This is a genomic window from Hyunsoonleella flava (assembly GCF_004310325.1).
Taxonomy (GTDB): domain Bacteria; phylum Bacteroidota; class Bacteroidia; order Flavobacteriales; family Flavobacteriaceae; genus Jejuia; species Jejuia flava.
Window position 1 is genome coordinate 483,744 of record NZ_SIRT01000001.1, and the last position, 24,498, is coordinate 508,241.

Annotated in this window: 19 protein-coding genes; 6 read left to right on the forward strand and 13 right to left on the reverse strand. The window is 31.8% G+C overall.

The features are described from left to right. The 4 genes from EYD45_RS02035 to gcvT all read right to left on the reverse strand — a co-directional run bounded on the left by EYD45_RS02035 (position 1) and on the right by gcvT (position 4,419). Entirely contained in the window at positions 1 to 2,067 is a 2,067-nt protein-coding gene (locus EYD45_RS02035) for a S41 family peptidase (protein ID WP_130962673.1), read from the reverse strand. A 17-nt stretch (positions 2,068 to 2,084) separates the two neighbouring features. Continuing rightward, the gene (locus EYD45_RS02040) at positions 2,085 to 2,375 is read right to left on the reverse strand and encodes a 4a-hydroxytetrahydrobiopterin dehydratase (RefSeq protein ID WP_130962674.1); all 291 of its coding nucleotides are present in this window, start codon (positions 2,373 to 2,375) and stop codon (positions 2,085 to 2,087) included. 110 nt (positions 2,376 to 2,485) lie between these two features. Then, positions 2,486 to 3,322: a sugar nucleotide-binding protein gene (locus EYD45_RS02045; RefSeq protein ID WP_130962675.1), complete on the reverse strand. Its 837-nt coding sequence runs from the start codon at positions 3,320 to 3,322 to the stop codon at positions 2,486 to 2,488. A gap of 14 nt (positions 3,323 to 3,336) precedes the next feature. Next, entirely contained in the window at positions 3,337 to 4,419 is a 1,083-nt protein-coding gene (gene gcvT, locus EYD45_RS02050; protein WP_130962676.1) for a glycine cleavage system aminomethyltransferase GcvT, read from the reverse strand. A gap of 261 nt (positions 4,420 to 4,680) precedes the next feature. On the opposite strand from gcvT, the gene EYD45_RS02055 reads away from it, so the two are divergent. Together EYD45_RS02055 and EYD45_RS02060 are read left to right on the forward strand one after the other, a co-directional pair. Continuing rightward, positions 4,681 to 5,142, forward strand: a complete 462-nt coding sequence (locus EYD45_RS02055) for a hypothetical protein (RefSeq protein ID WP_130962677.1) — start codon at positions 4,681 to 4,683, stop codon at positions 5,140 to 5,142. A gap of 15 nt (positions 5,143 to 5,157) precedes the next feature. After that, a complete protein-coding gene (locus EYD45_RS02060) occupies positions 5,158 to 10,185 on the forward strand; it encodes a DUF4132 domain-containing protein (RefSeq protein WP_130962678.1) in 5,028 nt (1,675 codons plus the stop codon). Positions 10,186 to 11,006: 821 nt separating this feature from the next. On the opposite strand, the gene EYD45_RS16685 is transcribed toward EYD45_RS02060, so the two are convergent. The 9 genes from EYD45_RS16685 to EYD45_RS02100 all read right to left on the reverse strand — a co-directional run bounded on the left by EYD45_RS16685 (position 11,007) and on the right by EYD45_RS02100 (position 20,796). Continuing rightward, positions 11,007 to 11,147: a hypothetical protein gene (locus tag EYD45_RS16685; RefSeq protein ID WP_165453867.1), complete on the reverse strand. Its 141-nt coding sequence runs from the start codon at positions 11,145 to 11,147 to the stop codon at positions 11,007 to 11,009. Positions 11,148 to 11,159: 12 nt separating this feature from the next. Next, positions 11,160 to 11,570, reverse strand: coding sequence for a DUF6527 family protein (locus EYD45_RS02065; RefSeq protein ID WP_130962679.1), 411 nt, complete (start codon positions 11,568 to 11,570; stop codon positions 11,160 to 11,162). After that, complete coding sequence (locus EYD45_RS02070) at positions 11,557 to 12,732, reverse strand: ThiF family adenylyltransferase (protein WP_130962680.1); 1,176 nt, start codon at positions 12,730 to 12,732, stop codon at positions 11,557 to 11,559. The genes EYD45_RS02065 and EYD45_RS02070 overlap by 14 nt, the downstream gene beginning before the upstream one ends. A 6-nt stretch (positions 12,733 to 12,738) precedes the next feature. Further along, on the reverse strand, positions 12,739 to 13,008 hold the full coding sequence (locus EYD45_RS02075; RefSeq protein WP_130962681.1) for a multiubiquitin domain-containing protein: 270 nt from the start codon (positions 13,006 to 13,008) through the stop codon (positions 12,739 to 12,741). A gap of 104 nt (positions 13,009 to 13,112) precedes the next feature. Continuing rightward, the gene (locus EYD45_RS02080) at positions 13,113 to 14,111 is read right to left on the reverse strand and encodes a helix-turn-helix transcriptional regulator (RefSeq protein WP_130962682.1); all 999 of its coding nucleotides are present in this window, start codon (positions 14,109 to 14,111) and stop codon (positions 13,113 to 13,115) included. Between the two features lie 3 nt (positions 14,112 to 14,114). After that, a complete protein-coding gene (locus tag EYD45_RS02085) occupies positions 14,115 to 16,082 on the reverse strand; it encodes a DUF2779 domain-containing protein (protein ID WP_130962683.1) in 1,968 nt (655 codons plus the stop codon). A 749-nt stretch (positions 16,083 to 16,831) separates the two neighbouring features. Beyond that, positions 16,832 to 19,336, reverse strand: coding sequence for a TonB-dependent receptor (locus EYD45_RS02090; RefSeq protein ID WP_130962684.1), 2,505 nt, complete (start codon positions 19,334 to 19,336; stop codon positions 16,832 to 16,834). Further along, the gene (locus tag EYD45_RS02095) at positions 19,323 to 20,222 is read right to left on the reverse strand and encodes a FecR family protein (RefSeq protein WP_130962685.1); all 900 of its coding nucleotides are present in this window, start codon (positions 20,220 to 20,222) and stop codon (positions 19,323 to 19,325) included. The genes EYD45_RS02090 and EYD45_RS02095 overlap by 14 nt, the downstream gene beginning before the upstream one ends. Positions 20,223 to 20,277: 55 nt before the next feature. Continuing rightward, complete coding sequence (locus EYD45_RS02100) at positions 20,278 to 20,796, reverse strand: RNA polymerase sigma factor (RefSeq protein ID WP_130962686.1); 519 nt, start codon at positions 20,794 to 20,796, stop codon at positions 20,278 to 20,280. Positions 20,797 to 20,993: 197 nt separating this feature from the next. On the opposite strand from EYD45_RS02100, the gene EYD45_RS02105 reads away from it, so the two are divergent. From EYD45_RS02105 to EYD45_RS02120, 4 genes are read left to right on the forward strand one after another with little or no spacing between them, the layout of a single operon-like run. Next, a complete protein-coding gene (locus EYD45_RS02105; RefSeq protein WP_130962687.1) occupies positions 20,994 to 21,176 on the forward strand; it encodes a hypothetical protein in 183 nt (60 codons plus the stop codon). A gap of 54 nt (positions 21,177 to 21,230) precedes the next feature. Further along, complete coding sequence (locus tag EYD45_RS02110) at positions 21,231 to 21,620, forward strand: hypothetical protein (RefSeq protein WP_130962688.1); 390 nt, start codon at positions 21,231 to 21,233, stop codon at positions 21,618 to 21,620. A gap of 36 nt (positions 21,621 to 21,656) precedes the next feature. Further along, a complete protein-coding gene (locus tag EYD45_RS02115; protein WP_130962689.1) occupies positions 21,657 to 22,559 on the forward strand; it encodes a hypothetical protein in 903 nt (300 codons plus the stop codon). Positions 22,560 to 22,563: 4 nt separating this feature from the next. Beyond that, positions 22,564 to 24,420, forward strand: coding sequence for a glycosyltransferase family 2 protein (locus EYD45_RS02120; RefSeq protein WP_130962690.1), 1,857 nt, complete (start codon positions 22,564 to 22,566; stop codon positions 24,418 to 24,420). The last annotated feature ends 78 nt before the right edge of the window (positions 24,421 to 24,498 follow it).

Below are 24,498 nucleotides of genomic sequence, written 5' to 3' on the forward strand. Positions count from 1 at the left end.
TTAATTGTGATTTGTTGATGTAATATCGTTTAAAATGTAAAAAGCTTCTATAATCATAGCGTCATTTGATAACTCTTTGATGACCTCAATATTTTCTTTACTTTTCTTTGGATTGTATTTTAAGACTTTGCTAGTTGCTGAAGTATTTTCAATAATAACATTATCATTTTCTACAGTTATCTTATTGGTGAAACTTTCCCATAGCTTCTGGTAAGCATTGATATCTGAAAAAACATTATCTAAAGTGAGGGCATATTGTATTTTTTTATTGATATAGTCGTTAAGGACACTTTTATTGATATTTGAAATGAGTTTGAAATTCTGATTTTGGGTGATACGTTTTTTACTTTTTTCAGAAAGAGAATTTATATCAAACCCTTTTAATGCACGATGTGCGAGAGACACTTCTACGGAGTCGTTGGGTAGGGCATAATCCAAGTAAATTTCTTCAGTTTTAAAACCATCGTAAAGGGAAGGTAGTTGTATATCTGGTATAATACCTAAGCCTTGGTGGCTTTTTCCTGTTGGTCTATAAAAACGTTCTACAGTAAGTTTAGCAAATCCAAAATCCTGTTTTTCATCTACTGGCAATACAATTTGTGCACTTGATTTACCATGTGTAGAAGTGCCAACAATTAGGGCACGTCCATAATCCTGCATTACAGAAGCAAAAAGCTCTGAAGCCGAAGCACTAAAATGATTTACCAAAACAATCAATGGAGCAGTAAATACTGCACCACGCTTACTGTCTTTTAAAGTATAGGTTTCGCCATTATTATATTTCATTATCATTAAGGGGCCACGATCTATAAACATGCCTGATAAATCCATGGCTTCTTTTAGAGAGCCACCACCGTTGAACCTTAAATCTATAATCAATCCGTTGATGCCCTCCTTCTTCAGCTTGTACACTTCCTTGGCAACATCATTGGCTACTCCTAATCCTTGTGGGGATTCAAAATCCGTATAAAACTGTGGAATCTTGATGTAGCCTATTTTAAGCGCTTCAGATATATCTTTAATGATATACCCTCTAGCATTGTTTTCTTCATTTTCAACTAAACTTTTAATGAGCTTAACATCTTTTATAAGTCCGCTTGATTTTTTTATTTTGAAAGTCGCTTCATGCTGAGATTCATCATTTAAAAATTCCAAAACATCTTCATTTGAGACACAATAGGTTTCTAAAATGGTATGATTTGATGACACAGATTTTATAATATCGTTTACTTCCAGATTCGCATTTTTAAAAGCAGGACTTCCTGGGGCAATATGTGAGACTACAATATCTCCATTTTCATTCTTGCTTGTAGTAATTCCAAATGATAGTTGATTATTACCCAACCCATGCTCAAAGACATTTTTCTCTGTATTGCTAAAAAAAGTAGAGTGGGGGTCATGATAATTTAAAAAAGCATTCAAAAAAGCATGTTCCACAAATTGATGGATACCACCTTTGGCGTTGGAAATTTCATCAAGAAAGCACAACTCCTTTTCTACAACTTTTTTCTTAATTGCGGGTTCTTTTATTTTGAAGTTTTTGCGCAACACCTCAAGGTTAGTAGTGTCTTCCATCATGTCCGTCAGTACCTTGTATCTTAATCGTTTAGCCCAATATTTCTTAGCTTTTTCATCATTTTTAAAGTAACCAAAATCCCTATTTGCATCAAAATACAGTGTATCTGTTCCTGTATAGTCCAGTTCCAAATTTGAAAGTTCACTTAAATAAGATTTTGAAGCAGCAATACGCTTTTCAAGATGCTTAACATAGGTTTTAATAAATTCACAATTACCCGTATTGATGTAATCATCAAGTTGATAGGTGTGTTCTTTAAAAAGATTAATATCACTTTTTGTAAACAAACACTTTTTAGAATCAAGATGAGAAATGAAAAGTTGAAACACACCTTTAGATAATGAATCATCCACTTTTTTAGGAGCAAAGTGCTCTTTTTTAACTAAAGTTTTTAGTCCTGAAAGTTGTTTACAAAAATTTGGGTTTTGTGCAAATACAAAACTGTAAAAACACAAAAAACAAACAAATAAAGTAATGGTAGTGTTACGCATAAAACAATCAAGAAGTCTTACTCCTCTTGCTCTACAATAGTTTCAATAGCTTCGGCAAGTTTAAAATCCTTATTCGTAACGCCACCCGCATCATGAGTGGATAATGATATGGTTAATACATTATAGACATTCGACCAATTAGGATGATGATTTAACGCTTCACATTCAAAAGCAATACGACTCATAGCGCTAAAACAGTCCTTAAAATTTTCAAATTCAAACTCTGCATGAATGGCATTGTCAAAATATTCCCAATCAGGAAAACGCAATAATTTAGCTTCGATATCTTCTTTTGAAAGTCTATTCATGTTATATCAATTTTATAGCCTTAGGCTTGTAATTTAATTGATACTAATTTAAAGAATTTTCGTAAGCAAGGACACGTCTTTTAACAAGTTTTCAAGTCTTTAAACGAATATTATTTTAGCTCTGTTATGAGATCTTGACTCTGAATTTGAAGGTGTTTGGGAAGTTTATTGAATTTTGGTAGAACGGCTAAGTACCTGTCATCATTTGTGGTATACACTCTTTTATATTGCGCTGTTTTGTTTAATTCTAAAGACGAAACCAACTCTTTTATGAATTCGTCATGATGCACTAAATCTGTACTTCCGAGATGGAAAATACCATGTTTATTTCTATTGATGATATAATGGATTTGTTGCGTTAGCTTAGAGTCTGTAGTAACATTCATTATCAAATTAGGGAAGACTTCAACAGGTACTTTTTCCTTGATATTTTGAAGGATTTCATTAATTCTGGGCGAATGATTGCCAAATACCATTGGTAATCTTAAAATAGCGACTTGCTTTTTGGGCAAGCGCAACAACATATTTTCAATTTTTATTTTGAAATGCCCGTAAACACTGTTGCTTAAGGTTTTGTCTTGCTCATAACTTGGGTATTTGCTATACGCATCAAATACATTGGCAGATGACAAAAACAGAAGCTTTATCTGTTTTGAAAATACATATTCCGCAAGATGTTGGTGCAACAATACCTGTTTAGAAAAATCGCCCCGAAGTGCTGAAATTATTGTGGTGGGTTTAACGATATCTAAAATTTCATAAATATCATCTTCCTCAAAATTATATTGAAAAAAATGGTGGTTTTTCTCCAGTTGTTTGTTGGACGTGTTATAGGTAGCAAAGGTCCTAAAATAGGAGCACAGTTCGCTGTAAATAGCGTTCCCTAAAAAGCCACTTCCGCCAAGAATTAAAATTGTGTGTTTATGTGCCCGCTCCATCTTCGCCATACATCAACATAGACTTACCCTTTGTAAAATGGTAATTTTACAACGGTTGCAGGTACTGCTTTTTTTCTAATTTGAATATTGATTTTACTTCCGGCATCAGCAAAAATAGGAGGGACGTAGCCCAAACCAATGCCTTTGCCCAAGGATGGCGCCATGGTACCAGAGGTCACATTGCCAATGATATTACCGTTGCCATCCACAATATCGTAACCATGACGTGGAATACCGCGGTCGTCTAACTCAAAACCAACTAGTTTACGTTCTGGTCCGCGTTCTTTTTCGGCTTTTAACGCGTCGCTATTAGTGAAATCTTTAGTGAATTTTGTAATCCAGCCCAAACCAGCTTCAATAGGAGAGGTGGTGTCGTCAATATCATTACCATAAAGGCAATAGCCCATTTCTAGGCGAAGTGTATCACGTGCCGCCAATCCTATGGGTTTGATACCAAAACTATCGCCAGCTTCCAAAACCTTATCCCAAATTTGTTGTACTTCGCTGTTTTTACAATAAATCTCAAAACCGCCACTGCCAGTATATCCAGTAGCCGAAATAATCACATGTTCTATACCAGCAAAATCACCCACCACAAAATTGTAAAACTTAATTGCGGATAAATCTACACTGGTTAAAGATTGCATTGCTTCCACAGCTTTTGGACCTTGAATGGCGAGTAGGGAATAGTCGGCACTTAAATCGCGCATGGTAGCCCCAACATCGTTTTTGGATTGAATCCAGTTCCAATCTTTTTCAATATTACTGGCGTTTACCACTAACAAATAGGTGTGTTCCTTAACGCGATAAATAATTAAATCGTCCACGATACCGCCATCGTCATTGGGTAAGCAGCTGTATTGTGCCTTACCAATAGCGAGTTTAGATGCATCATTGCTGGACACTTTTTGAATTAATTCCAGGGCGTGTGGCCCTTCAATTAAAAATTCACCCATGTGGGACACATCAAAAACACCAACAGCGTTTCGTACCGTTTCGTGTTCTGCAGTAACGCCTTCGTATTGTACAGGCATATTGAAACCCGCAAAAGGCACCATTTTAGCACCAAGAGCTTCGTGAGTGGTTGATAAGGCAGTATGTTTCATGTATTAATTATCTTTAAGCGTTAATGTAATAAAATGTATAAAATTAGAAAGCATATTGCAACAATTAAAATTCCAATTAAAAACCCTTTAATTGGTTTAGCGGAATTAGCAATATCATGAATTGTTGCTCCAAAAAATTTAATAATTCCAACAAGAATATCTTCCATGGTCAAGGTACACAAATGTATTGAAAATATATAGATTTTTTTGCGCTGTAAGCGCCCAATATTTTATGTTATAACAGTAAATACAATATTTTTTTTGTATAAATTATCTTATATTGCAATAAACAACACAGATTACATATTGCAAGAATTCCTCATCAATTTAAAACGTTTAGGTAAAAGAAAAATTTACACTGAAACCATTGTTGTAGAACACCAAATTAATGACTTGAAAGATTTAATTATAGCTTGTGTTTCTAGTAAGGTAAGGCAATATAATTCCAAAAGAGAAAAAAACCAACTGCTGTCGTTTTTAACACCTTCACAAATTCAAGAGCAATCAGAAACTGGTAAAATAAGTTTTGGAGATATTGCTAATTTTAAACTGGCAGATGAAACAGAAAGTATTGAAACTGCGCTTCAAGCCTATGCAGATGGTATGTTTTTAGTGTTTTTAGATGATGAAGAAGTTTCTACGCTAGACACTAAAATTGCACTCTCTAAAGACACAAATATCACCTTTTTAAGAATGACGTTTTTAACAGGAACGTATTGGTAAAAACTAAAACTGAGTATGATTAAATTAGAAAACGCCCAAGCCTTTATTGAAAGCAAAAAAACTTCAAAATTACAAAGAAGTCATTTAAACGGTTTCAGCAGAAAATATAATGTTTTAGGACTTTTAATTACACAACTTTCAAAAAACACAACGCATAGTTACTACTCAAATAACGTGAACATAACGCCTTATAAAGATCATTTTGGTAGTGATGTAACCACTAATCCGTGGAAGAGTAAAGAAGGTGCAAAATTAGCCAAGTTATTATTTGGGAATTATCAAGCTAAGTACATTTCAGACATTTGGGATTTAATTTTAAAATCGCCTTACCAAAACGACTATACAAGGCGCTCGTTTAGATGTAAATCAACGGATGATTATACCGTAAACAGACTTCGGTTTCTACAAAATTTATATCAGTCTGGAACTTTAGGATACTCAGGGTTAAATATTCTAGAATTAGCACAATATGATATTTACGATCAATATTATTACAAAAACCATTCGTATGTATTTGCTGCTGCTTTAAATGATGAAAAAGAATCGGTAAACCTTCATAATTTAATAAAGGACATTTTTTTAGGTGAAGATGAAATTGGAGGAGTTACCAGAGGTTTAATAAAAGGTTTGTTACTAACCGAAAATCCTGAGAATTGGAAATTAGTTGAAGATTTATTGCTGGCAGCCCAACGGCAAGAAGGTTTAAGACAAACTATTTTGGAGGCCTTGGATGAAACTTCCATTGGCGCACTACAGCATTTTATAAAAGTAATTTTAGATTACAATTTAATGCGATTTAGTAGTGTAGTTAGAGCTGTAGACACTTGGTTTGGTTTTGGCTGGGAAGCGCCTAAAACCGCAACAATAAAGCGGGTTTTAGAGCTAAGCTTATCTTTTTTTGAAAAACCTAGCTTAACCGAAAGGGCATTAACAAGTAAAGACAATTTAGAGATTTATGTTGCTTTATGGTTTTTAGGCTTAGATGATGTTGATAATGCAAATTTAAAGGCGATTGATTTAATAAATACAGGTAGTAAAGAGAAAAAAATACTAGCTAGTATGTTTATATCGCAAACAGGGCGAACAAATCATAAAGTTTTAGATTGGATCAACTCCAATTTTGGAAACGATTTAGAAATAGATTTCTGGGTTTTGCAAACCATACCAATTAACCCTAAGCTTAGTGATGATTTATTCAATAAAATAAAGCACTATGGAGAAGAATTGCCTTCTAAGGGAAAAATAGTTAAAGGGCAGGTGTTTGCATGGACCGCGTATACTATTAAACCCGATTACTTTTTTGAATATTTAGTAAATCATGCTAACAAAGACCAATACCAGTTATTGGCAAAAAATTTAAGTGCCATAACCTCTGATGAGCGTAGTAACTTTATTAGAAAGCTATTTCCAGACCACTATTCTTGGTCTTACTACAATACTAATAAAACGAAAAACCCTAAGATTAATTTAAAAGCAGCACCTTGGAAACGAGATGTTATTCACCAAGCTATTAAGGATAGAAATACATCTGTAATGGCAACAGGAATTAACCTGTTTGAATCGATAGACTTAAATGATGATGATGTTATTGTACTTGAAGATTTACTTCAGCGTAAGAATAAAGATTTAAGAGAACATATCATTAAGCTTATACTTAAACAAAAAGAAAATAGGGTAGAAGCTATTACTTCAAATCTTATCGCATCTCCAAAAGTAGACCAAAGGCTAGCTGCTCTAGAAATAATGACTGTTTTACATGATAGTAACCGCATGGTGCCTTTTATTGATACGCAAATTAGTTTATATACTAAAAGACCAAAACTCACTAAAAACGAGCAAGTTTATATCGATAAATTTTCTAAAACCACACAAGATTACAGTTTTGAAAACGGTTTTGGTGCTATAGATTACAGCAATCTAGAACCACTAATTACGCCTAAAATTATTTTTGGTAAAGACAAATCATTGCTTTCCAATATCATTTCTAAAATAACCCCAAAAACTAACTTTATTTTCGGCAATTTAATTGATACTGAAAAAACGGTAAATGCAATAAATACACTAATCCGTCTTTTTGAAAAACATCAAAACTACGAGTACGAAGCACACTATCAGAATGGTGCTAAAGAAACAGTTTTACTTTCAAATAGTATCAATTTTACAGACAAAAAAGCATATCATTTAGAAGATGCAAAAGCGCAATTGCAGCTGCTTCCTATGGCAGAGGTATGGATAAACTGGTATGAAAATTCAAAATTGAACGATTTTGAACTATTGGCGGCCATCTATAACTGCGATAATTTCCCATATCTATTCAAAAGTGAAGATTACGTTCATTTTGTAAAACACTATATGCCCAATTTAAAAGGCTTGCGTTTAGTGAAAACCAATAGATGGGATTCCATAAACAAAAAAGTTGCTAGACTACTTGATTTTATATATAAAGCTTATGCCGATTTCCCAACACTATTACAGTTTAAAATAGACCTATTTGAAGATGCTATTGCAAGAATTCCAGAAGATTTAAAGCGTAAAACCTCTAAAGAGCGATGGAATAACAAAGTAACACATTGGACAGATATTATTGAATATCAAACTTTAGATTTGAATGCATTAGGAACAGAATTGCATCAAATCTCAAACAATACCAAATTACTGAAACGCTATTGGGATTTAAAAATGTATCTATTTGCAGCAAAATTAACTTATCCTAAAGTGCCAACTGATATTTCTGAAATTGCCAAAACAAACGTTTCTATTTTACAACCAAATTTCCCGCCAGAATGGATTACAGTTGCACTATACAAAGCAAATACTATAAGTGCAGATGATTTTAAATATCAGTTACTTGTAAATACCGATTTGCTAAATATTATAGAGAAAACCAGATATTATAGGCACAACGATGTCAATATTGATGGCATACCTCATGATATTGCACATGATTTAAAGAAGAACATGATTTCTGTGGAGTTGGAGCGGGGAGACTTGGCTACAGAGGCAACGCATTACATGAACCATTTTGGTAGCGTAGAGGGTACAACGTATTTATTCGAATTATTAACACGATTAGGAAAAGACACGTTTCATAGAGGCTACTCTTGGTATAATTTTGATTCGAAAAAGGAAGTGTTTAGTAATTTAATAAAGAAAAGTATCCCGAAAGAAACAGAAACCTACACTGATTTTCTGACACAAGCAAAAACTTCAAAAATCACAAAAAAGCGTTGGATTGAAACAGCTATTTATGCGCCGCAATGGGCAAACTGGATTGGCGAATACTTAAATATAGAAAAACTGGAAGACGCAGTTTGGTGGTTTCATGCACATGCTTCAGATTATATGAATGCTGAAAAAGAGACCATAATTTCTAGATATTCTAATGTTGAAAAAGCCGATTTTGCAAAAGGAGTAATAGATTTAGATTGGTTTAATGAGGTGTATCCCAAATTTGGAAAACAAAATTGGAAAGTACTACATGATGCCGCAAAATATATTTCTGATGGTAATGGTCACCGACTTGTAAAACTGTATTCTTCCGTAATTCTTGGCGAGATTAAAATAAGAGAAACGCTTGCTAAAATAAATGATAAGCGAGACAAGGATTATGTAAAAGCATTTGGATTAATTCCTTTAAGTAAAGCCAATAGAAAAAAAGACCTTTTAAATAGGTATACTATTTTACAGGAGTTTTTAAGAGAAAGCAAACAGTTTGGAGCGCAACGACAAGAAAGCGAAAAAAATGCTGTAGAAATAGCTTTGGATAATTTGGCAAGAAATGCAGGATATGATGATAGTATTCGGTTTTCTTGGGCAATGGAAGGGGAGGCTACCCAAAACATTATGAAACAAGCATTTGTTGAGATTGATAATGTAGTTGTAGAATTATTTGTTAATGCACAGGGAAAAGCAGATATAAAAGTTACTAAAGATGGGAAATCCCAAAAATCTATTCCTGCTAAATACAGAAAGGATAAGCAAATTAAATCGCTTCAAAAAAATAAAGCATATTTAAGAAAACAATATTCCAGAACACGTATTTCGTTAGAAAACGCGATGTTAAGAGAAGAAGTGTTTAGTAAAGAAGAACTTAAAAACATCCTGATACATCCAGTTGTAAAAGCAATGCTAAATAAGTTAGTGCTTTATAATAAAACAAAAAACACCTTTGGGTTTTATAAAGAAGGTGGTTTGGAGGATAGTGAAGGTAAGCTAATCAGCATTGCAGAAGATGATGCAGTTGTTATTGCGCATCCATCTCATTTATATGAAAACGTTGTTTGGGATTTGTATCAAAAATATGCTTTTGATACAAAACTAGTACAGCCTTTTAAACAAATATTTAGAGAGCTTTATGTAATTACAAAAGACGAAATAGAACGTAATTTACAGTCAGAACGGTACCAAGGCCACCAAATACAACCTCAAAAAACTGTAGCATTATTACGTTCGCGAGGATGGACGGTAAATCATGAAGAAGGCTTACAAAAAGTATATCACAAAAAAGGATTTATAGCTTCAATTTATGCTATGGCAGATTGGTTTTCTCCAGCCGATATTGAGGCACCAACATTAGAGCATATAGCGTTTCATTCTAGAAACACCTACAAACCAATACCGCTTACTGACATAGATAGCGTAACATTTAGTGAAGTAATGCGCGACTTAGATTTGGTAGTAAGTGTAGCGCATGTTGGAGGTGTAGACCCAGAAGCAAGTCATTCTACCATGCAGATGCGTGGTGCTTTAGCAAGAGAAACCGCAAGACTATTTAAAGCAGATAATGTTACAGTACAAGAACGACATATTTTAATAAAAGGAACTTTGGCCGATTATAGTATTCATCTAGGAAGTGGCATGGTAAGCAAAACAGGTTTACAATTATCTATCATACCAGTACACAGCCAACATCGCGGGCGTTTATTTTTACCGTTTATTGATGACGATCCGAAAACTGCTGAAATCATTTCAAAAATGAAATTATTGTCAGAAGATAATAAGATAAAGGATCCTACAATTTTAGCTCAGATACAACGGTCTTAATTTTTTAAATTATATTATCTTGATGTAGAGTATGGTTTTTGAATATTCTATTTTACATAATGTAAATTATAGTACAAATGTATTGTTTAGTTAATAAGAGTGGTTTATCCATTTGATAGCTATAATGTAGTATTATGTAAAATATCCCAGAAGCTGTATTTATTCTTTACGATATTAAGTACTTGGGTCAAGAAAATTTGAAATATTCAATTCTCACGGATTAAGATTTTAGATTTATAAGGAAAGTCATTTGTAGCTATAATTAGCCGTTATGTAAAATAGCCGCTACCAAACGCTCGATTGTTTTATAAAATCAAATTGCTATGGCAATTTATTTTACACACAATTATCCAACGCTTGCCAACGCCAAAATAAAAGCTAACCTTTTTGCTCTTATTAAAAATCGCGTATTCGATTAAATGTACGTTATAAAAAAATTTAGACGATTCTCGTGAGCTTGCCACAAGAGCATAAATTTTAAGAAAAATAAAATTCTATGCACTTGTTATATTTAGAACTTCAATTAACCTTTTTTTCATTCTTTTATTATCTTTTGTCTTGAAACAAAAGAAACAAAAATTCAAGGCTGCATAAACTTTTCGAAACAATTTACGGCTTATTCGCTATATTTTAGGAAACATTGTAACTAATTAAGATTGCTCTGAAGTTATTGAGTAATTATAACTCTTAAGAAACTGTATTACTAAACCCCTAAAATATGCACGCTCATTTCTCCTATTGTTTTAACCAAAATTTTATGAGGCCAAGGTATATATCGAAATTCTATTTTACATAATATTTAAAAACTCAACTATTTGTAATTAGTCACCTTTTTTGTGCTTATGCTTTTTTAATGGTGGATAATCTTTCTTTTTATCTGGTGACACTCTTCTTCTTTTGTCCAGTGAACCATCATCTTTTCTTGGTTTAGGACCTGGTTTAATTGCTTCAATTGTAATCATAATATTTGTTTATTAATTAGATAATAGCTTTAAAAACCAATCTAAAACTCTTCTAAAAATTGATTTTCTTACCTGTTTTGATTCTAAATCATCATAATAGGCTTGTCTTTTTCTTGCTTCTGCTTCACGTCCTGCTATGATTTCCTCTTCACTCCAATCATGTGACCATTCAATATTTCCATTAGTAATCCAATAATGCGACCTACATGGTAATTGCCAATTACCTATAGAAGGATATAAAGTTGGTTTATTTTTAACTTCTTTAAACGACCATTCGGATGGCTCAATTGGAGTCATTATTTTATTTTCACAACCACATGGGCACAAATGACCTGCAATACCAAATTCTTCAGAAACATATAAAATTCCTTGCTCAAGGACTTTTGGTAAATATTCAACTTTCAGCAATTTAATTTTTTCCATTCTCCCCTACTAAATTTACCCCATCAACATTAAATAACATGTGGAAATATGAATTGTCATCCAAATAAAAACCTCTTATTTGTTTATATTTAATAACCGCTAAACAAGCATTTAAGGCATTAAGTTCTGAAATTTGAATATTACTTTTATAAACATGATCGGGAATATCACTTAATGGAGCTAGCCTTTTATTTATAGTACTTTGTGCTGATTCGACAGGGAAATATGTAGTTCGAAGTGTGCCACTTATTAAGCCAGTATCTTTGTCTAATCCCATACCTAAATCTATAAATGGTATTTTTAGTTTTACTAGTAAATCAAATATTTCACCACGAGCAGCTCCGCTATCAACACACACAAAAGCAAAAGTAACCCCAGTCAAATCTTCTTCTGAATCACAAGTAATATAATTAGAATAAATATTTACATTATCACGGAAATTCTGATAACGATTGTTATATACTTCTGTTTTTCTTTTACCTAGTTCTTCTTCATTTAATTTTCCAGGAGAACGGAATGCATTATGAACATGATACCAATCTCCATCAAATCCTTTGATTTCTTTTACTGGAGTTTTAACTAAAAAATCTAAAAGGTATGAACCAGTCCCACCAAGTCCGATAATCGCAATTGTATCTTCTTCAAGTTTAGCACTTAACTCTCCTATTCCTGCCCTACTTGTTAACGTATCCCTAAATTTAAACACAGATTTAGTGTTTTCATCAGCTACTCTAAAAGTATAAGGGTTCGCATCAAATTTATCAATTGCTGGTCCAGAAATTATAGTAATATAATTTTCAATTTTTTCGAACCAATCTTTAAATTTTCCACTTGGAGGCTTGTTAGAGAAAGACCTTTGTACAACCAAATCTTTTGAAGCCAAATGGACTGATGTGACACCACCACCAAGATTTCTTATTGGTTTTCCGTTTAATTCATGAGGATGACTACCACAAAAGAATATTTGATGGTCTTTCATGCTCATTTTATTCTGGCTAATAAAATTTACTATCGAAACTATTGCGCCAATTTGAAGGTTTCCATTATTGTCTAGATAAGGGATATCTCTAACAACAAGATGATTGCTATCTATTGCTAATGCATATCCCTTTTTTAATAACCTTTCAATATCTTCATTATTTTCTGCTAAACTTCCTATCATTTCTATTTAAGATTGTCCCGTATGTTTCACTTTAAAAATCATTCCTTCTTTTACTCTTACTTTTCCACCTGGAGATAAAATTCCAGTTGGTTTATTTCCTTGTCCTCTTTCATAAGTAACTGAATAAGTTCTTTCTGGATGTTGAGGAAAATCGGGAAATGCAAGTGTAACCACTTCATCATAAGTGATATCGTTCTTTTCTTCTTCATGAGGAGTTCCATTAACAATAATGGTTACCTTTTTTGTTTTTTTGTCTTTTTCTAAATTTGAGACCATAATTTTATTTTTTTTGTTATTAAACAATTTTTTATGGTACAAATAAAAGACAGTATGGCGCAATCTATTTGCGCCATAAAAAAGAATATTATATTTTTTTTAATTTATGTGATTTTATATTGTGCTTGTGCATTTTTTAATGCATCAACAACCTTTGCTATGACTGACTTTGGAGATATTATTCTAGCATCAGAACCGTAACTAAAAATTTTTGAGTAAAATTCATAAGATGGTTTCACGATAACTTTAATGATTAAAAATTCTTTATTTTCTTCAACTATTTCCTGTGTATGATGAATTGGAAGTGTTTTAAGATAATGTCCTTGTTTTGATTTAAATGAAATAATTACTTCAATGGGTACTTCATCTGTAACAGTAACTCCAAATGAATATTTAAAATATTCTTGACTATTAAAATCTATTTTTTCAAAAACTTCCCCAGTTCGTTTAAAGCTAATTATTCGGTCTAAACCAAAAGTTATTAAACTATCATACTTAATATTTATTCCAATTAAATACCATAGTAATTTATCCTCTTTTAATAATAATGGCTTTATGAAATGCTTCTTTGATTCTTTATTATGCCTCCTATAGTTTACCTCAATAACATTATGATTTGCGATACAATCTAATAATTCAGTGATGTTTCCCAAACCGGGAATAAGAGGATGTTTTTCAGTTTCTAATAATGTGTTCTGTTCAAATAGTTCTTTCATTTTTAAAGATATATTCGATGAATCAATAACCTTTTTTGTAGTCATTGAAATTTCTTTAAATATTGGATAATCTCTATATTGAGTTATTGTTTTAAAATAAAAAAGAAGAGCATTTATTTCTTCATCTAATAATTCAATAATTGGAAATATTTCATCAATATTTTCTGGATAATAATAGGCTTTTTTTGATGTATCATATTCAATCGGTGCATGATAGTCTGTTATCATATTTCTAATATCTCTTTGAATAGTTGTCTCTCCAACTGAAATATCATGCCTCTCATAAACTTTATTTATAATAAAACTCGTTTTAACGGTATCATAATCTCTCAATAATCTATCTATAACACGATAACGTAGCTGAATATTTTTAGGTAATTCCCGCATAAATTAATTGATTAAGGCTTTAAAATGTTCATAAAGCATTACCATCGCCAATGTGTCCAACTCACAATATTTCAATAATGCGGAAGTTATTTGTTCTACTTCGGATGTCGTCATATCTGTATACTGCAATTTACCATATGCTGTTAGCGCTGCTCCACCATCATTTATATCTTCAATATCAGATATTGAGTGTTCAATTTCTTCCTCTGTCCAATCGTCAAATACAGGAGGAAGACGCTTATAAGGATTAATAACTTTATTTTCATCATGTACTAACCATACAAAATCAGTTGGGAAGTTAGTAGTAGTCAATGAGATTTTATCAATTGGTTTTGAATATTTGTCTTTTAAGAAATTACTGCTATTGATTGCCGCAGGTAACAAATCCTTTAATGAATTTGAACCTTTTGTAAGAGGATTGAAATAAAAGCTTTTCGCTATAACCCAAAGGTCTACCATATCTCTTTCACCTTGCCATTTTTGGGCACTATTTCCCGTTGAATGTGAGATGCTCTCAATAAAATCAATTAAAGAATCTTTATCCTTTTCATCAGATTTCAATAATTGTACATGAATTGCATTTAAAATAGTGTTTTCATGATTATGGTATCTAAAAATAGTTCCATTGTCCTTTTCAAGTGCTTTTTTTAATTCTCTTATAAAATCAAAGTTTGGAAAGTAAGCGGCTTTGTTACTAATATATTGATTCGAATGCTCGATTTCACCATCTTCATAATATGTATGATGAGAAAATTGAAAGGCAATTTGCTCATACGGTCTTCTTCCTTTTGAAAACGGCAAAGCAGCTGTGCATGTTTCGAAATCAATAAAATGCAAAGGAAACACCCATTTATTCATTTCTTCTCTTAATCCAACTTTATCAACGTAAATAGAATCGTCATCATTTATTGCTTTTTCTATTTGAATCCAGGCTCTTTCACTATCTGATAGTTTTCCAACTCCTTCTTTAAATCCAATATCATCCTGATTCAAACTTTCAGCAAAAATCGAATTGTTGTTAAATAGTTTAACTGATTTTGTCCAATGTATCCCACTAATATCAAACAAACTAGTTTTCTTAAAATCTGTATCATTCCATTTATTTTGTTTTTCAAAACATTCAACAAAACCAGATTTTAGTCCTTGTTTTTTATCTTCATCTGAAGTTCTAAATTCGCACTTATTACATGCCGAATAAGAGGTTGGCGAATTCATATATTTATCATTTATATAAGTTTCTTTATAATCGTGTATTGAATCAATAAAAGTTAATCCATCGGCATAAGCGTACTTCCCGATTTCAATACCAGTTACGATGTCGGTTATGTTTAGTTTACCTAATATAGGGTTTCCTAATTCATCTTTTGATTTTGCTAATACAGTTACTCCTGTTCTATTATCTGCTGATTTTGTAATTCTGAAAAGTTGGTTTAAACCATCTATTGAAGCTTTTTTAGATTTATCCGCCATCATAATAAATGACTTTATTTTCCATTCAGGGAAACAGAGCTGCATCACATGTTTTTGAAAAGCTACATCAAATAGATAAGGTTTCCACTTGCTATCCATCCCTCCTCTTTTTCCTATGAAAATATTTTCATTATCTGGTTCGTATGACTTTGATTTGACCTCAATTAATTCGATTATATTCCCTTTTTTAACAAGAATATCTGTTCTAATAAAAAGTCCATCAAATAAAAAAGCAGCCTCGTAAATAATGACATTTTCTTTTTTCAATAATTCTTCAGTTTGATTCCAATGCTTTACATAATCCCAATCTTCACCTTCTAAAAGATGTCCACCAGGATAATATAATCTTGCGAGTTCTTCAACTTGAAAACCTCCTTTTGCAAGTGCTTCCAAAAAAGGATTTTCATTTTTTTTGTTTGCATAATTTTTCTTGCCTGTATAATAAAGCTTGTTTGGACATTCAAGCCCTAATTTGAATCTTGACTTTGATAATACTCTCATAATTTTAAATACAGATTTTTACCATAGTTCAAAAACTATAGTCGGTTGTATTAGATAATTAATTAAAGGGAGAGTTTAAATTTACAAAATATTGTAGGAATATATATGAGGGAAAACCGTAAAGTAGAACAAAGTTTTTAACATTTATTTCATTCCACACATATTACGCTTTCCTCCTACGTCGTCGCATAAAAAGTGTTTCATTAACATTCTAGAAGAAACTTTTAGAATAAATTTTTTGAAGAAACTGTAGTAACAACTTTCGCTTTTAACCAAAGCTCAAGTTACATAACGCAAAACATTATAGTACAAATGTTGTCATTGGTATTTTATGAGAGGAGTCCATTTGATAGCTATAATGTGGTATTATGTAAAATATCCCATAAGCATTCGTTTTCATAAGAATAATTGGAACTTGGGTCATTAAACAAGAATCGGTCGGCTAAGCAGCGTTAATGCATTTGTATCTATAATTAGACGTTATGTAAAATAGCCGCTGCCAAACGCTCGATTGTTTTGTAACACAAATGCGAAGCATTCATGAGCTCCTTTAAAACAATAAAAATCTACGAATAACTTCCATCGCTTGCCAACGCCAAAATAAAAGTTAACATTAAACCCCTAAAATATAGGCGCTCACTTCACCTTAATGTTTTACCAAAATTTTATAAGACCAGACTTAACATCAAAGTTTTCCTTTAAATCATAATAATTTAAAATTGCCTAACAAAATACTTGTTGTGTCATTATTAAAAATAAAGTCTAACTACAGCATTAGTTGTTAAACCAAGAGAAAATCTTGAAAACTTATTTACTCCATCACTTTCATTGACCCTGTAAAAGTCATTAATTGCATTTTCCCTGTTTGAGATGTTCCAAACGGATGCACCAATTTCTGACCGAAATGTGCTACTTATTTTGAATTTGTAAATAGCTGAAGCATCAATTCTCATATAATCAATTAATCTTTGACCATTACCTTCATCAAAATTTACATCATCATCTACAATCTCATTACCCACTAACGGTATAGTAGTTGGGTTTCCTGTTCGGTAATTTAATCCTGCTGAGACATTCCAAGATTTATGACTAAACGTTGTACCCAAAGTTACAGAATGTGTTATATCAAAGTTGCTCGGAAACTTAATATCTTCAAGAGCTTCAAATGAGTAAATATTATCCATATAAGAATAGCTTAACCAACTATTGAAGTTACCAAAAGTTTTTCGGCAGAGAAACTCAAATCCATAAACATCATAACTTCCTTTTTCTTTTGCAAACTCGTATTTAGTGGTAAAGCTCTGACTTTGGGTGGTTATTCCATCAACTGTTTTGTAATAGCCTTTGGCATCTAAAAGCCAACCGTTATTCTTATAAAGTATTCCAAATGAAGCTTGTTTACTTTGTAACACAGGAATACTATCGTTATCAGTTAACTGCCATCGTCTCTTTTCAATTCCTAAAAAGTCATTTTGGAAATTGACGATTTGTGAAGTGCTTTGGTGTTTAAATTCTCCTTGTGCCTCAATTTCAAAATGTTCTCCTATTGATTTTCTAACGCTTAATCTAGGTTCAACTATCAATTTTTCAAAACGAGTTAGATAGTTCGCTCTTACACCACCTCTAACTGAAAAGTCATTATTTGGACTTTTATACAAAGCTTGACCGAAGACTGCATGTTCTCTCAATATTTCTTCATCACGTCTCACAAAACGTGGTAAATCAATATCGTTTAAATTAATAACTTCCGTTTCTGTAAATTGATAGCCAAGATTAAAACGCCATCTATTTTCCTCATATAAGTTATTCAATTGAACACTTGTTTCAGAAACAATGTTTTCTTGTAACTGAAGCTGATTATTTAAAACATCTGCGTTAAGAGCTTCGAGCTTATACTCATTATCATAGATGTTAATGGTTGAGGACAACTTTTCATTCCATTGTCTTTTATAGTTTAGTCCAATAGCAAGAGTATTTTGAGAAATACCGCTTCCTCTTGATTGTGAAATTCCATTAACATCGGCAGTTTCGTTAAAGCCTAAATCGTTGTTAATCAAAATAAAGTTTAGCCTTAAAAAATCTTTGTCTGTTGGCTGATATAACCATCTTAAAGAAGCATCATAAAAATCAAACTCTTGGTTAGAATTAGTAACGTTGGAAACATTATTGTCTGCTTCCGTTTCTTGAATTACTCTTTCAAAATAGACATCGTAAGTTGGTGTTCTGACAAAATCATCTAATGACTTTCTTGAAGCTATTTGCAATGATGATTTGTTTCCTATTGGTATGTTTGAAAATAACTCCGCATTTAAGAAGTTAAGTCCAAAAACACCATTAAATTTTGAATCAATTTGTTTATCTGTTTGCATGTGGATTGTTCCTGAAACACCATCTGTCAATGCTACATCCGAACCATTATTAATTACATTAGCAGTTTGTGTTATAAGAGGGTTAAAACTTGATATGAGACCAAAGAAGTGTCCTGTTTGATACATTTTTATATCATCCCAAAGCATTAAATTCTGGTCATTAGAGCCTCCTCGAATATTGATGTTTGAAACCGTTTCATCAACACTCAAAACACTAGGTAGTGCTTGAACAGTTTGCAAAACATCAGATTCAATAAGGCCAGGTAAAAGACTAAACTTTTTATAATCAATGGATGTTGTCCAGTCTTGTCTTTTGTCAATTCCACGAACCAAATACGTTTCAATAAGTACAGGTGCTATGACCTCTTGTTGGGCAAACATTGCTACCGTTGAACAGGCTTCTAAATTGAAGTATTTTAATTGACGTTCTATGGTTTTGAATCCAATATGCCTAATGGTCAATACTTCATTTAAAGATTTGAGTTCAATTTTAAAATAACCCTTATCATCAGTTACAGCATAAGCAAACTTATTGGTTACCGTTGCTGAAACGAGTGGACTTTGTGATTCAGAATCTATAATATAACCACATAACTGAATCGCTTTAGAAATAGTATATACTATATTACTGACCCTCTCAAAGACTAGGTTAGTTTGATTTTCAAGACTCTTAATTTTAGCTGATAGTTTTAAATCCTTTGGTATAGGTTCTACAACAATATCTTTTAGAAGACTACTTTCATAATTAAAAGTGATTGAGTGTGCTTGTGAAATTTCTTCAAGAACTTTAGAAATAGGTACGCCCTGTTCAGAATTTTGTCCTAATATTTGATATAGTGGAAAGACACTTAATAACAGAAATATGTAAAATCTAGTTCTCCCCATTCGTGATAATGACCTTGTTTGTGTCGATTATATAGGTCAAATTAAAGGGCTTAGAGATTGATTTTAGGGCGTTTTCAAGATTATCATGTTCAAAAGCACCTGTAAACTGAATATTCAAATCAGATGGATGCTGAACTTTAATATTATACTGTTTTTCGAGTTCTATGATAACATCTTCAAATGAAGCGTTTTCAAAAACACTCATGTTTTTTAACCAATGTGGCTCTGCTATTGTAATTTTAGATTTAGAACCTTTTCCTGATGATAAGATAAACTCTGTTCCAGCAGGTAACTTAACATTCTCATCATCAAATGCAACTTGCACCAAACCTTCATAACATGAGACTTTAAAAATACTATCTCTCGACATTACATTAAATTCTGTACCAAGAACGCTTACTGTACCAAAAGGCGTATTAACATCAAATCGTTTTCCTTTTTCTACATCGAAAAAAGCTTCTCCAGTTAAATCCAATGATCTATTAGAATTCCATTTGGAATTATTGTATTGTAGCTCGGATAGTTCGTTGAGATTAACAATTGAGTTGTCAGGCAAGGTAATGACTTCATTTTGGGCTAAAGTGGTCTGATAAGAGCTAATTTGGTCTTTATTTAAAAATGTAAAGAGTGCAAAACCAACAATAAAAATTGCAGCTATACTAGATACAACTTTTACCCAATTGATAGAATTGTTGTTTTTGGAAACTAGTTTTTCATCCAATGTATCAAAAGATTCAACTTTGGCATGTGTGCTACCATTAAACCTTTGAGCTTCTTCAATAATCTCCTTATAGAGGTCGGCATCTTCTAACGCATTGAAAGCTTTTGACTCTTCCTCTGTAAGGTCATTATTTAACCATTTTTTTACTAATTGCTCTTTGTCCATAACATGCTGTTATATAATTAAAACAACTTAAATTACAATTGTCCCAAAATTATTTTCAATTTAGTTCTTCAAGGTTGTCTTTAAGTTTGTTTAAAGCTGCATAAATTCTGTGTTCAGCCACTTTTTTTGTTATGCCTAAAACTTCTGCAACTTCTTTATGCGTTTTACCATCCACCTTGTTTAACAAGAATGCCACACGTTCTTCTTCATTTAAACCTGACAAGGCACATTCAAACCGCTTTAAAAACTCTTTCTTCCTTAGAACAAATTCAGGGGATTCATTTGTATAATCTTTTGGTTTTACTTGCTGATACTTTAATACTACTTTTTGATGTTTTACTTCATTGAGCATCATATTATTTGCTGTGGTGTATAAATAGGATTTTGCCGCCTCTGGTTTTATTTTGGCACAATTCTCCCACAGCTTAATAAACGCCTCTTGTACCTTATCAGAAGGGTTTAATAATTCACCATACTTATAAAAAAGAATATTACTCAACGACTGTGCATACTTTTCATAAAGTTTTGAAAAGCGAATTTTATCGCAGATGTTTTGGTGTAGTGATTTTGGCAATTTTTTTTATTTAATGAAGGAAAGATAGAAAAAAAGATTGACTAGAATTAATTGGGATAATTTTGGCTTGAGTTGTCTTAAATATAAAAAGACTTTTGGTGTTTAATTAATAATTGGATAACCCATAAGATTCAGAATTTTTTATGCCATCTTTTACTTTGGATAGAACTACAAACTTGATAAAATCAATTTCTTCAATGAAAATTGAGGAGCTAGTACAATGTAAAAAAAAGATAAAAGCACTAGAGAAAATCATTGAAAATGATTCTAGTAGTTTAAACCTTTACAGGTATAAAAAAGCAACCGAAAGATTCAATAATTTGAAAGTGGTAATTTTTGATTTAAAAATGTTGGAATTAAGAATAAAGCGAAAATTTTAAAAAAATTCTTCGGGACAATCAATTTATGAGTTGTTTTAAAATAAAACCCTCATAATGGCTCGAATAATCAACCTTCAATCATATAATTATTTCCCAACCAAGGATAATATAGCTTCAATAGATATAAAATTTGGTAATAAAGTTTACAGTATTGCCACTACTAATATCGCTTACATATATAAAAGTGAGGGTGTTTTTTTTATTGTTGATAAAACAAATTTAAAATTACCTATAGGCTTACAATCTTTAAGTCAACTTTCAATCGATTTAGAGGAGTCCCTTTACTTTCAAATAGACGATGAAACTATTTTTTGCAAGGAGAATTTTGTCGTTGTAAAACCAACCCATGATTGCATCGAAGTAGTATCTAAAAATACATTCAAAGACAAATTTCAAATCCCTGAACATTTAATTAATCAATTTCAAACATGGTTTGAAAGCTAATAGATATTCAATCTAGTTAAATAAAAACAAGAAACTATGAAAACTAAAAACAAAAAAAAATTGTGTCTTATGCCACTATTGGCGCTAAGTTTAATCATTTATAATGCACATGGTCAATTAAGTACTTATTCATCTTTTGAAGATTTTTCAGAAATCAAAACCAATACATTTAAAAAAAGCAAAGAAGATGAAGAAGGAAAAAGGGCTGGCAATAATTTTGATGATAATTACGGCTTAATAAATCTTGAGGTTGCCCTTTGGTATGGTGCTACTTTTAGCGAATTAGCAGATGAAAATGGTTTACGCCGTTTTGATGCCAAATACGAAATTAATAAAAAGAACCTTGTATTTGCATACTATGATAACGCTTTAACATTTGATAACAACTTCTTTGCAAATAGCAATGGCAATGTGCCAATGATAGGCGTTGGGGCTAAACATGATTGGTCAAAAAAATGGTTTTCAAAAGTTGAATTTGGTAGAAGATTTATGATTGACCAGGATGATCAATCTATGTTTAATTTAGAAAACGGATATTTCTTTTCAGATAAAGTTTTAGGAAAAATTGTAACGCAATATGATATTAGGCAAGATGATAATTTGCTTACACTTGGGGCTTTTGTTGATTTAAAAGTAAATAAGTGGATGCGTTTAGAATCCGGTCTTTTTCATTCTGAAAACCTTGCATTTACCAATACTTATAATGAGCGATTTCTTGTTATTCCAAAAATGAGATGGAAAAAAGTAGAATTGAATATGGGGGTTTATTATGATGTGTACAAACTTCAGCAAGAAAGATTAAATCAGTTTAGCGGGGGTTTTTCACATATAATATTTCCTATCATCAAAAACCTTAAAGGCAATGCCTTTTTTAATTACGATAAGGGATTTAAAAATGAAATTACTGTTGTATCAATTGGGTTAAATCAAAAATTTTAAAATCATGAAAAGCATCTCTTTTACCTTTAAATCATATATAAATAGTAGCAACACTTTAAGTTTACCAGCAAAGTATGTTGATAATTCAAGGTTAATTTCTAAAGCACCTAAACCGTATTTATACATCAGCATATTTGTGGTTTGGCTCTCATCATTAGTTTGGTTTGGTCCTAGATTAATAGGTTTACTTGATATGGCTTATAGTGTTCCAAGTTATATTACGATGGTTCTTTTTATCTCGTTTATTTGTTTTGCATGGCTTTATGGCTTTTATAATGTAAGCATTATGTGTTTTGTTTTTATTTATAAATATTTTAGCAAAAAGCCTGAAAAAGAATTAGTAAATCTTCAATTAGAATATCAACCAGAGGTTGCAATTCTTTACACAACATGTAATGATTTTGTAGAAGAATCCGTAAATTCTTGTATAGATCAAGACTATAAAAACTATAAGGTTTACATATTAGACGATAGTTCGGATGAGGATATTAAGAATAGTATTGACCGATATCAAAGCCTTAATCAAGACAAGGTTAAAGTAATAAGAAGAGACAATAGAGTTGGTTTTAAAGCTGGAAATATGAATAATGCGCTCGAAAATCACATAACCGAGCCTTATTTTGCTATTGCAGATGCAGATGAAATTCTACCAAGAGATTTTTTAAAAAAGTTAGTAAATGTTATAGAGGCCGATGACAAATGTGGTTTTGTTCAAGCGAATCATCGTGCAAGAATTTTAGATAATAGCGAATTGTCTAAATCATTAGGTGTTGGAGTCGACATACATTGGAAATATTATCAACCTTTTAGAAACGACTACGGATTTGTAATGTTTTTAGGTCATGGAGCATTGATTAGAACAAAATGCTGGCATGAAATAGGAGGCTTTCCTCATATAGTTAGTGAAGACTTAGGTTTTGCCATTCATGCTAGAGAAAAAGGATACAGAGGTAGGTTTGTTGAAGATGTTATTTGTTTAGAAGATTTTCCGGAAGATATGCGCTCATTTAGAATTAGACATATGAAATGGACTCGAGGCACTTGCGAGTTTCTATTTACAAAATTTAAATGGCTAATAAAGGCTAAAAACATTACTTGGACAGAAAAGTTTGATATTTTATTTCCAACACTAAATCTTCCCTTAACATTAGTCTATCTGTTTTTTATGGTGGTGGCTAATTTAATGTTGCCGTATTTCTTTGGCTCACCGCAAGACTTAACTTTTGAATTTGCTGGAGAAACAACTTCATTTACAGTTTATTTGCTAAGTCAAGGATTTGAATCTATTTACACATTCGATTTTTTCTTGATTACTTTAATGACCTTTTTTGCACCTGTGCTTTGCTTTGTTGTGGGGTTACGAAAAACACCTGGTAAGCTATTGCACTTTATTAGCCATAGTACAGCAGCTTATGCAGCACTTGGTCCTTTGTCTGCTATAGGAGTTATCTCTTACCTAATATCAGGTAAAGCTATTTTTTTGGTTACAGGAGATAAAAATCAATCTAATTCAAATAACAACATAGCTAGTAATCCAAAGGGGTTATTGGGAAGGTTTAAGACGGAGTGGAGAAAATTTATTGACAAAAGTCACCCTGACAATTATTTGGTTCAAAGCATTGAGCTTTTTATAGGGTTAATTTTTGCTATTGCTTGTTTTAAAATGTTTCAGGTATCATTTTTAGGATTGTGTATGGCATTTATTTTCATGCCCATTTTTCATAAATTCGGATGGAAATCTAAACTTACCAGATCTATTGCGCATTTACCATTTATATTTATTATACTAGGTATTTTTATGGCATCCCTAAGTTTAATAGGATTGCAAACTATGTTTTTTGGATATGGTTTTCATTTTTAACATATTTTCTTGGGACATTTATTTAATGAGTTGTTTTAATAATAAAGAGGCAATTAAAGGCCATATTAAAAATGAATT

Coding starts and splice junctions, on each gene's coding strand:
- EYD45_RS02035 (WP_130962673.1), bottom strand. CDS start 2,067: ATGCGTAACACTACCATTACTTTATTTGTTTGTTTTTTGTGTTTTTAC.
- EYD45_RS02040 (WP_130962674.1), bottom strand. CDS start 2,375: ATGAATAGACTTTCAAAAGAAGATATCGAAGCTAAATTATTGCGTTTT.
- EYD45_RS02045 (WP_130962675.1), bottom strand. CDS start 3,322: ATGGCGAAGATGGAGCGGGCACATAAACACACAATTTTAATTCTTGGC.
- gcvT (WP_130962676.1), bottom strand. CDS start 4,419: ATGAAACATACTGCCTTATCAACCACTCACGAAGCTCTTGGTGCTAAA.
- EYD45_RS02060 (WP_130962678.1), top strand. CDS start 5,158: ATGATTAAATTAGAAAACGCCCAAGCCTTTATTGAAAGCAAAAAAACT.
- EYD45_RS16685 (WP_165453867.1), bottom strand. CDS start 11,147: ATGATTACAATTGAAGCAATTAAACCAGGTCCTAAACCAAGAAAAGAT.
- EYD45_RS02065 (WP_130962679.1), bottom strand. CDS start 11,570: ATGGAAAAAATTAAATTGCTGAAAGTTGAATATTTACCAAAAGTCCTT.
- EYD45_RS02070 (WP_130962680.1), bottom strand. CDS start 12,732: ATGATAGGAAGTTTAGCAGAAAATAATGAAGATATTGAAAGGTTATTA.
- EYD45_RS02075 (WP_130962681.1), bottom strand. CDS start 13,008: ATGGTCTCAAATTTAGAAAAAGACAAAAAAACAAAAAAGGTAACCATT.
- EYD45_RS02080 (WP_130962682.1), bottom strand. CDS start 14,111: ATGCGGGAATTACCTAAAAATATTCAGCTACGTTATCGTGTTATAGAT.
- EYD45_RS02085 (WP_130962683.1), bottom strand. CDS start 16,082: ATGAGAGTATTATCAAAGTCAAGATTCAAATTAGGGCTTGAATGTCCA.
- EYD45_RS02090 (WP_130962684.1), bottom strand. CDS start 19,336: ATGGGGAGAACTAGATTTTACATATTTCTGTTATTAAGTGTCTTTCCA.
- EYD45_RS02095 (WP_130962685.1), bottom strand. CDS start 20,222: ATGGACAAAGAGCAATTAGTAAAAAAATGGTTAAATAATGACCTTACA.
- EYD45_RS02105 (WP_130962687.1), top strand. CDS start 20,994: ATGAAAATTGAGGAGCTAGTACAATGTAAAAAAAAGATAAAAGCACTA.
- EYD45_RS02110 (WP_130962688.1), top strand. CDS start 21,231: ATGGCTCGAATAATCAACCTTCAATCATATAATTATTTCCCAACCAAG.
- EYD45_RS02115 (WP_130962689.1), top strand. CDS start 21,657: ATGAAAACTAAAAACAAAAAAAAATTGTGTCTTATGCCACTATTGGCG.
- EYD45_RS02120 (WP_130962690.1), top strand. CDS start 22,564: ATGAAAAGCATCTCTTTTACCTTTAAATCATATATAAATAGTAGCAAC.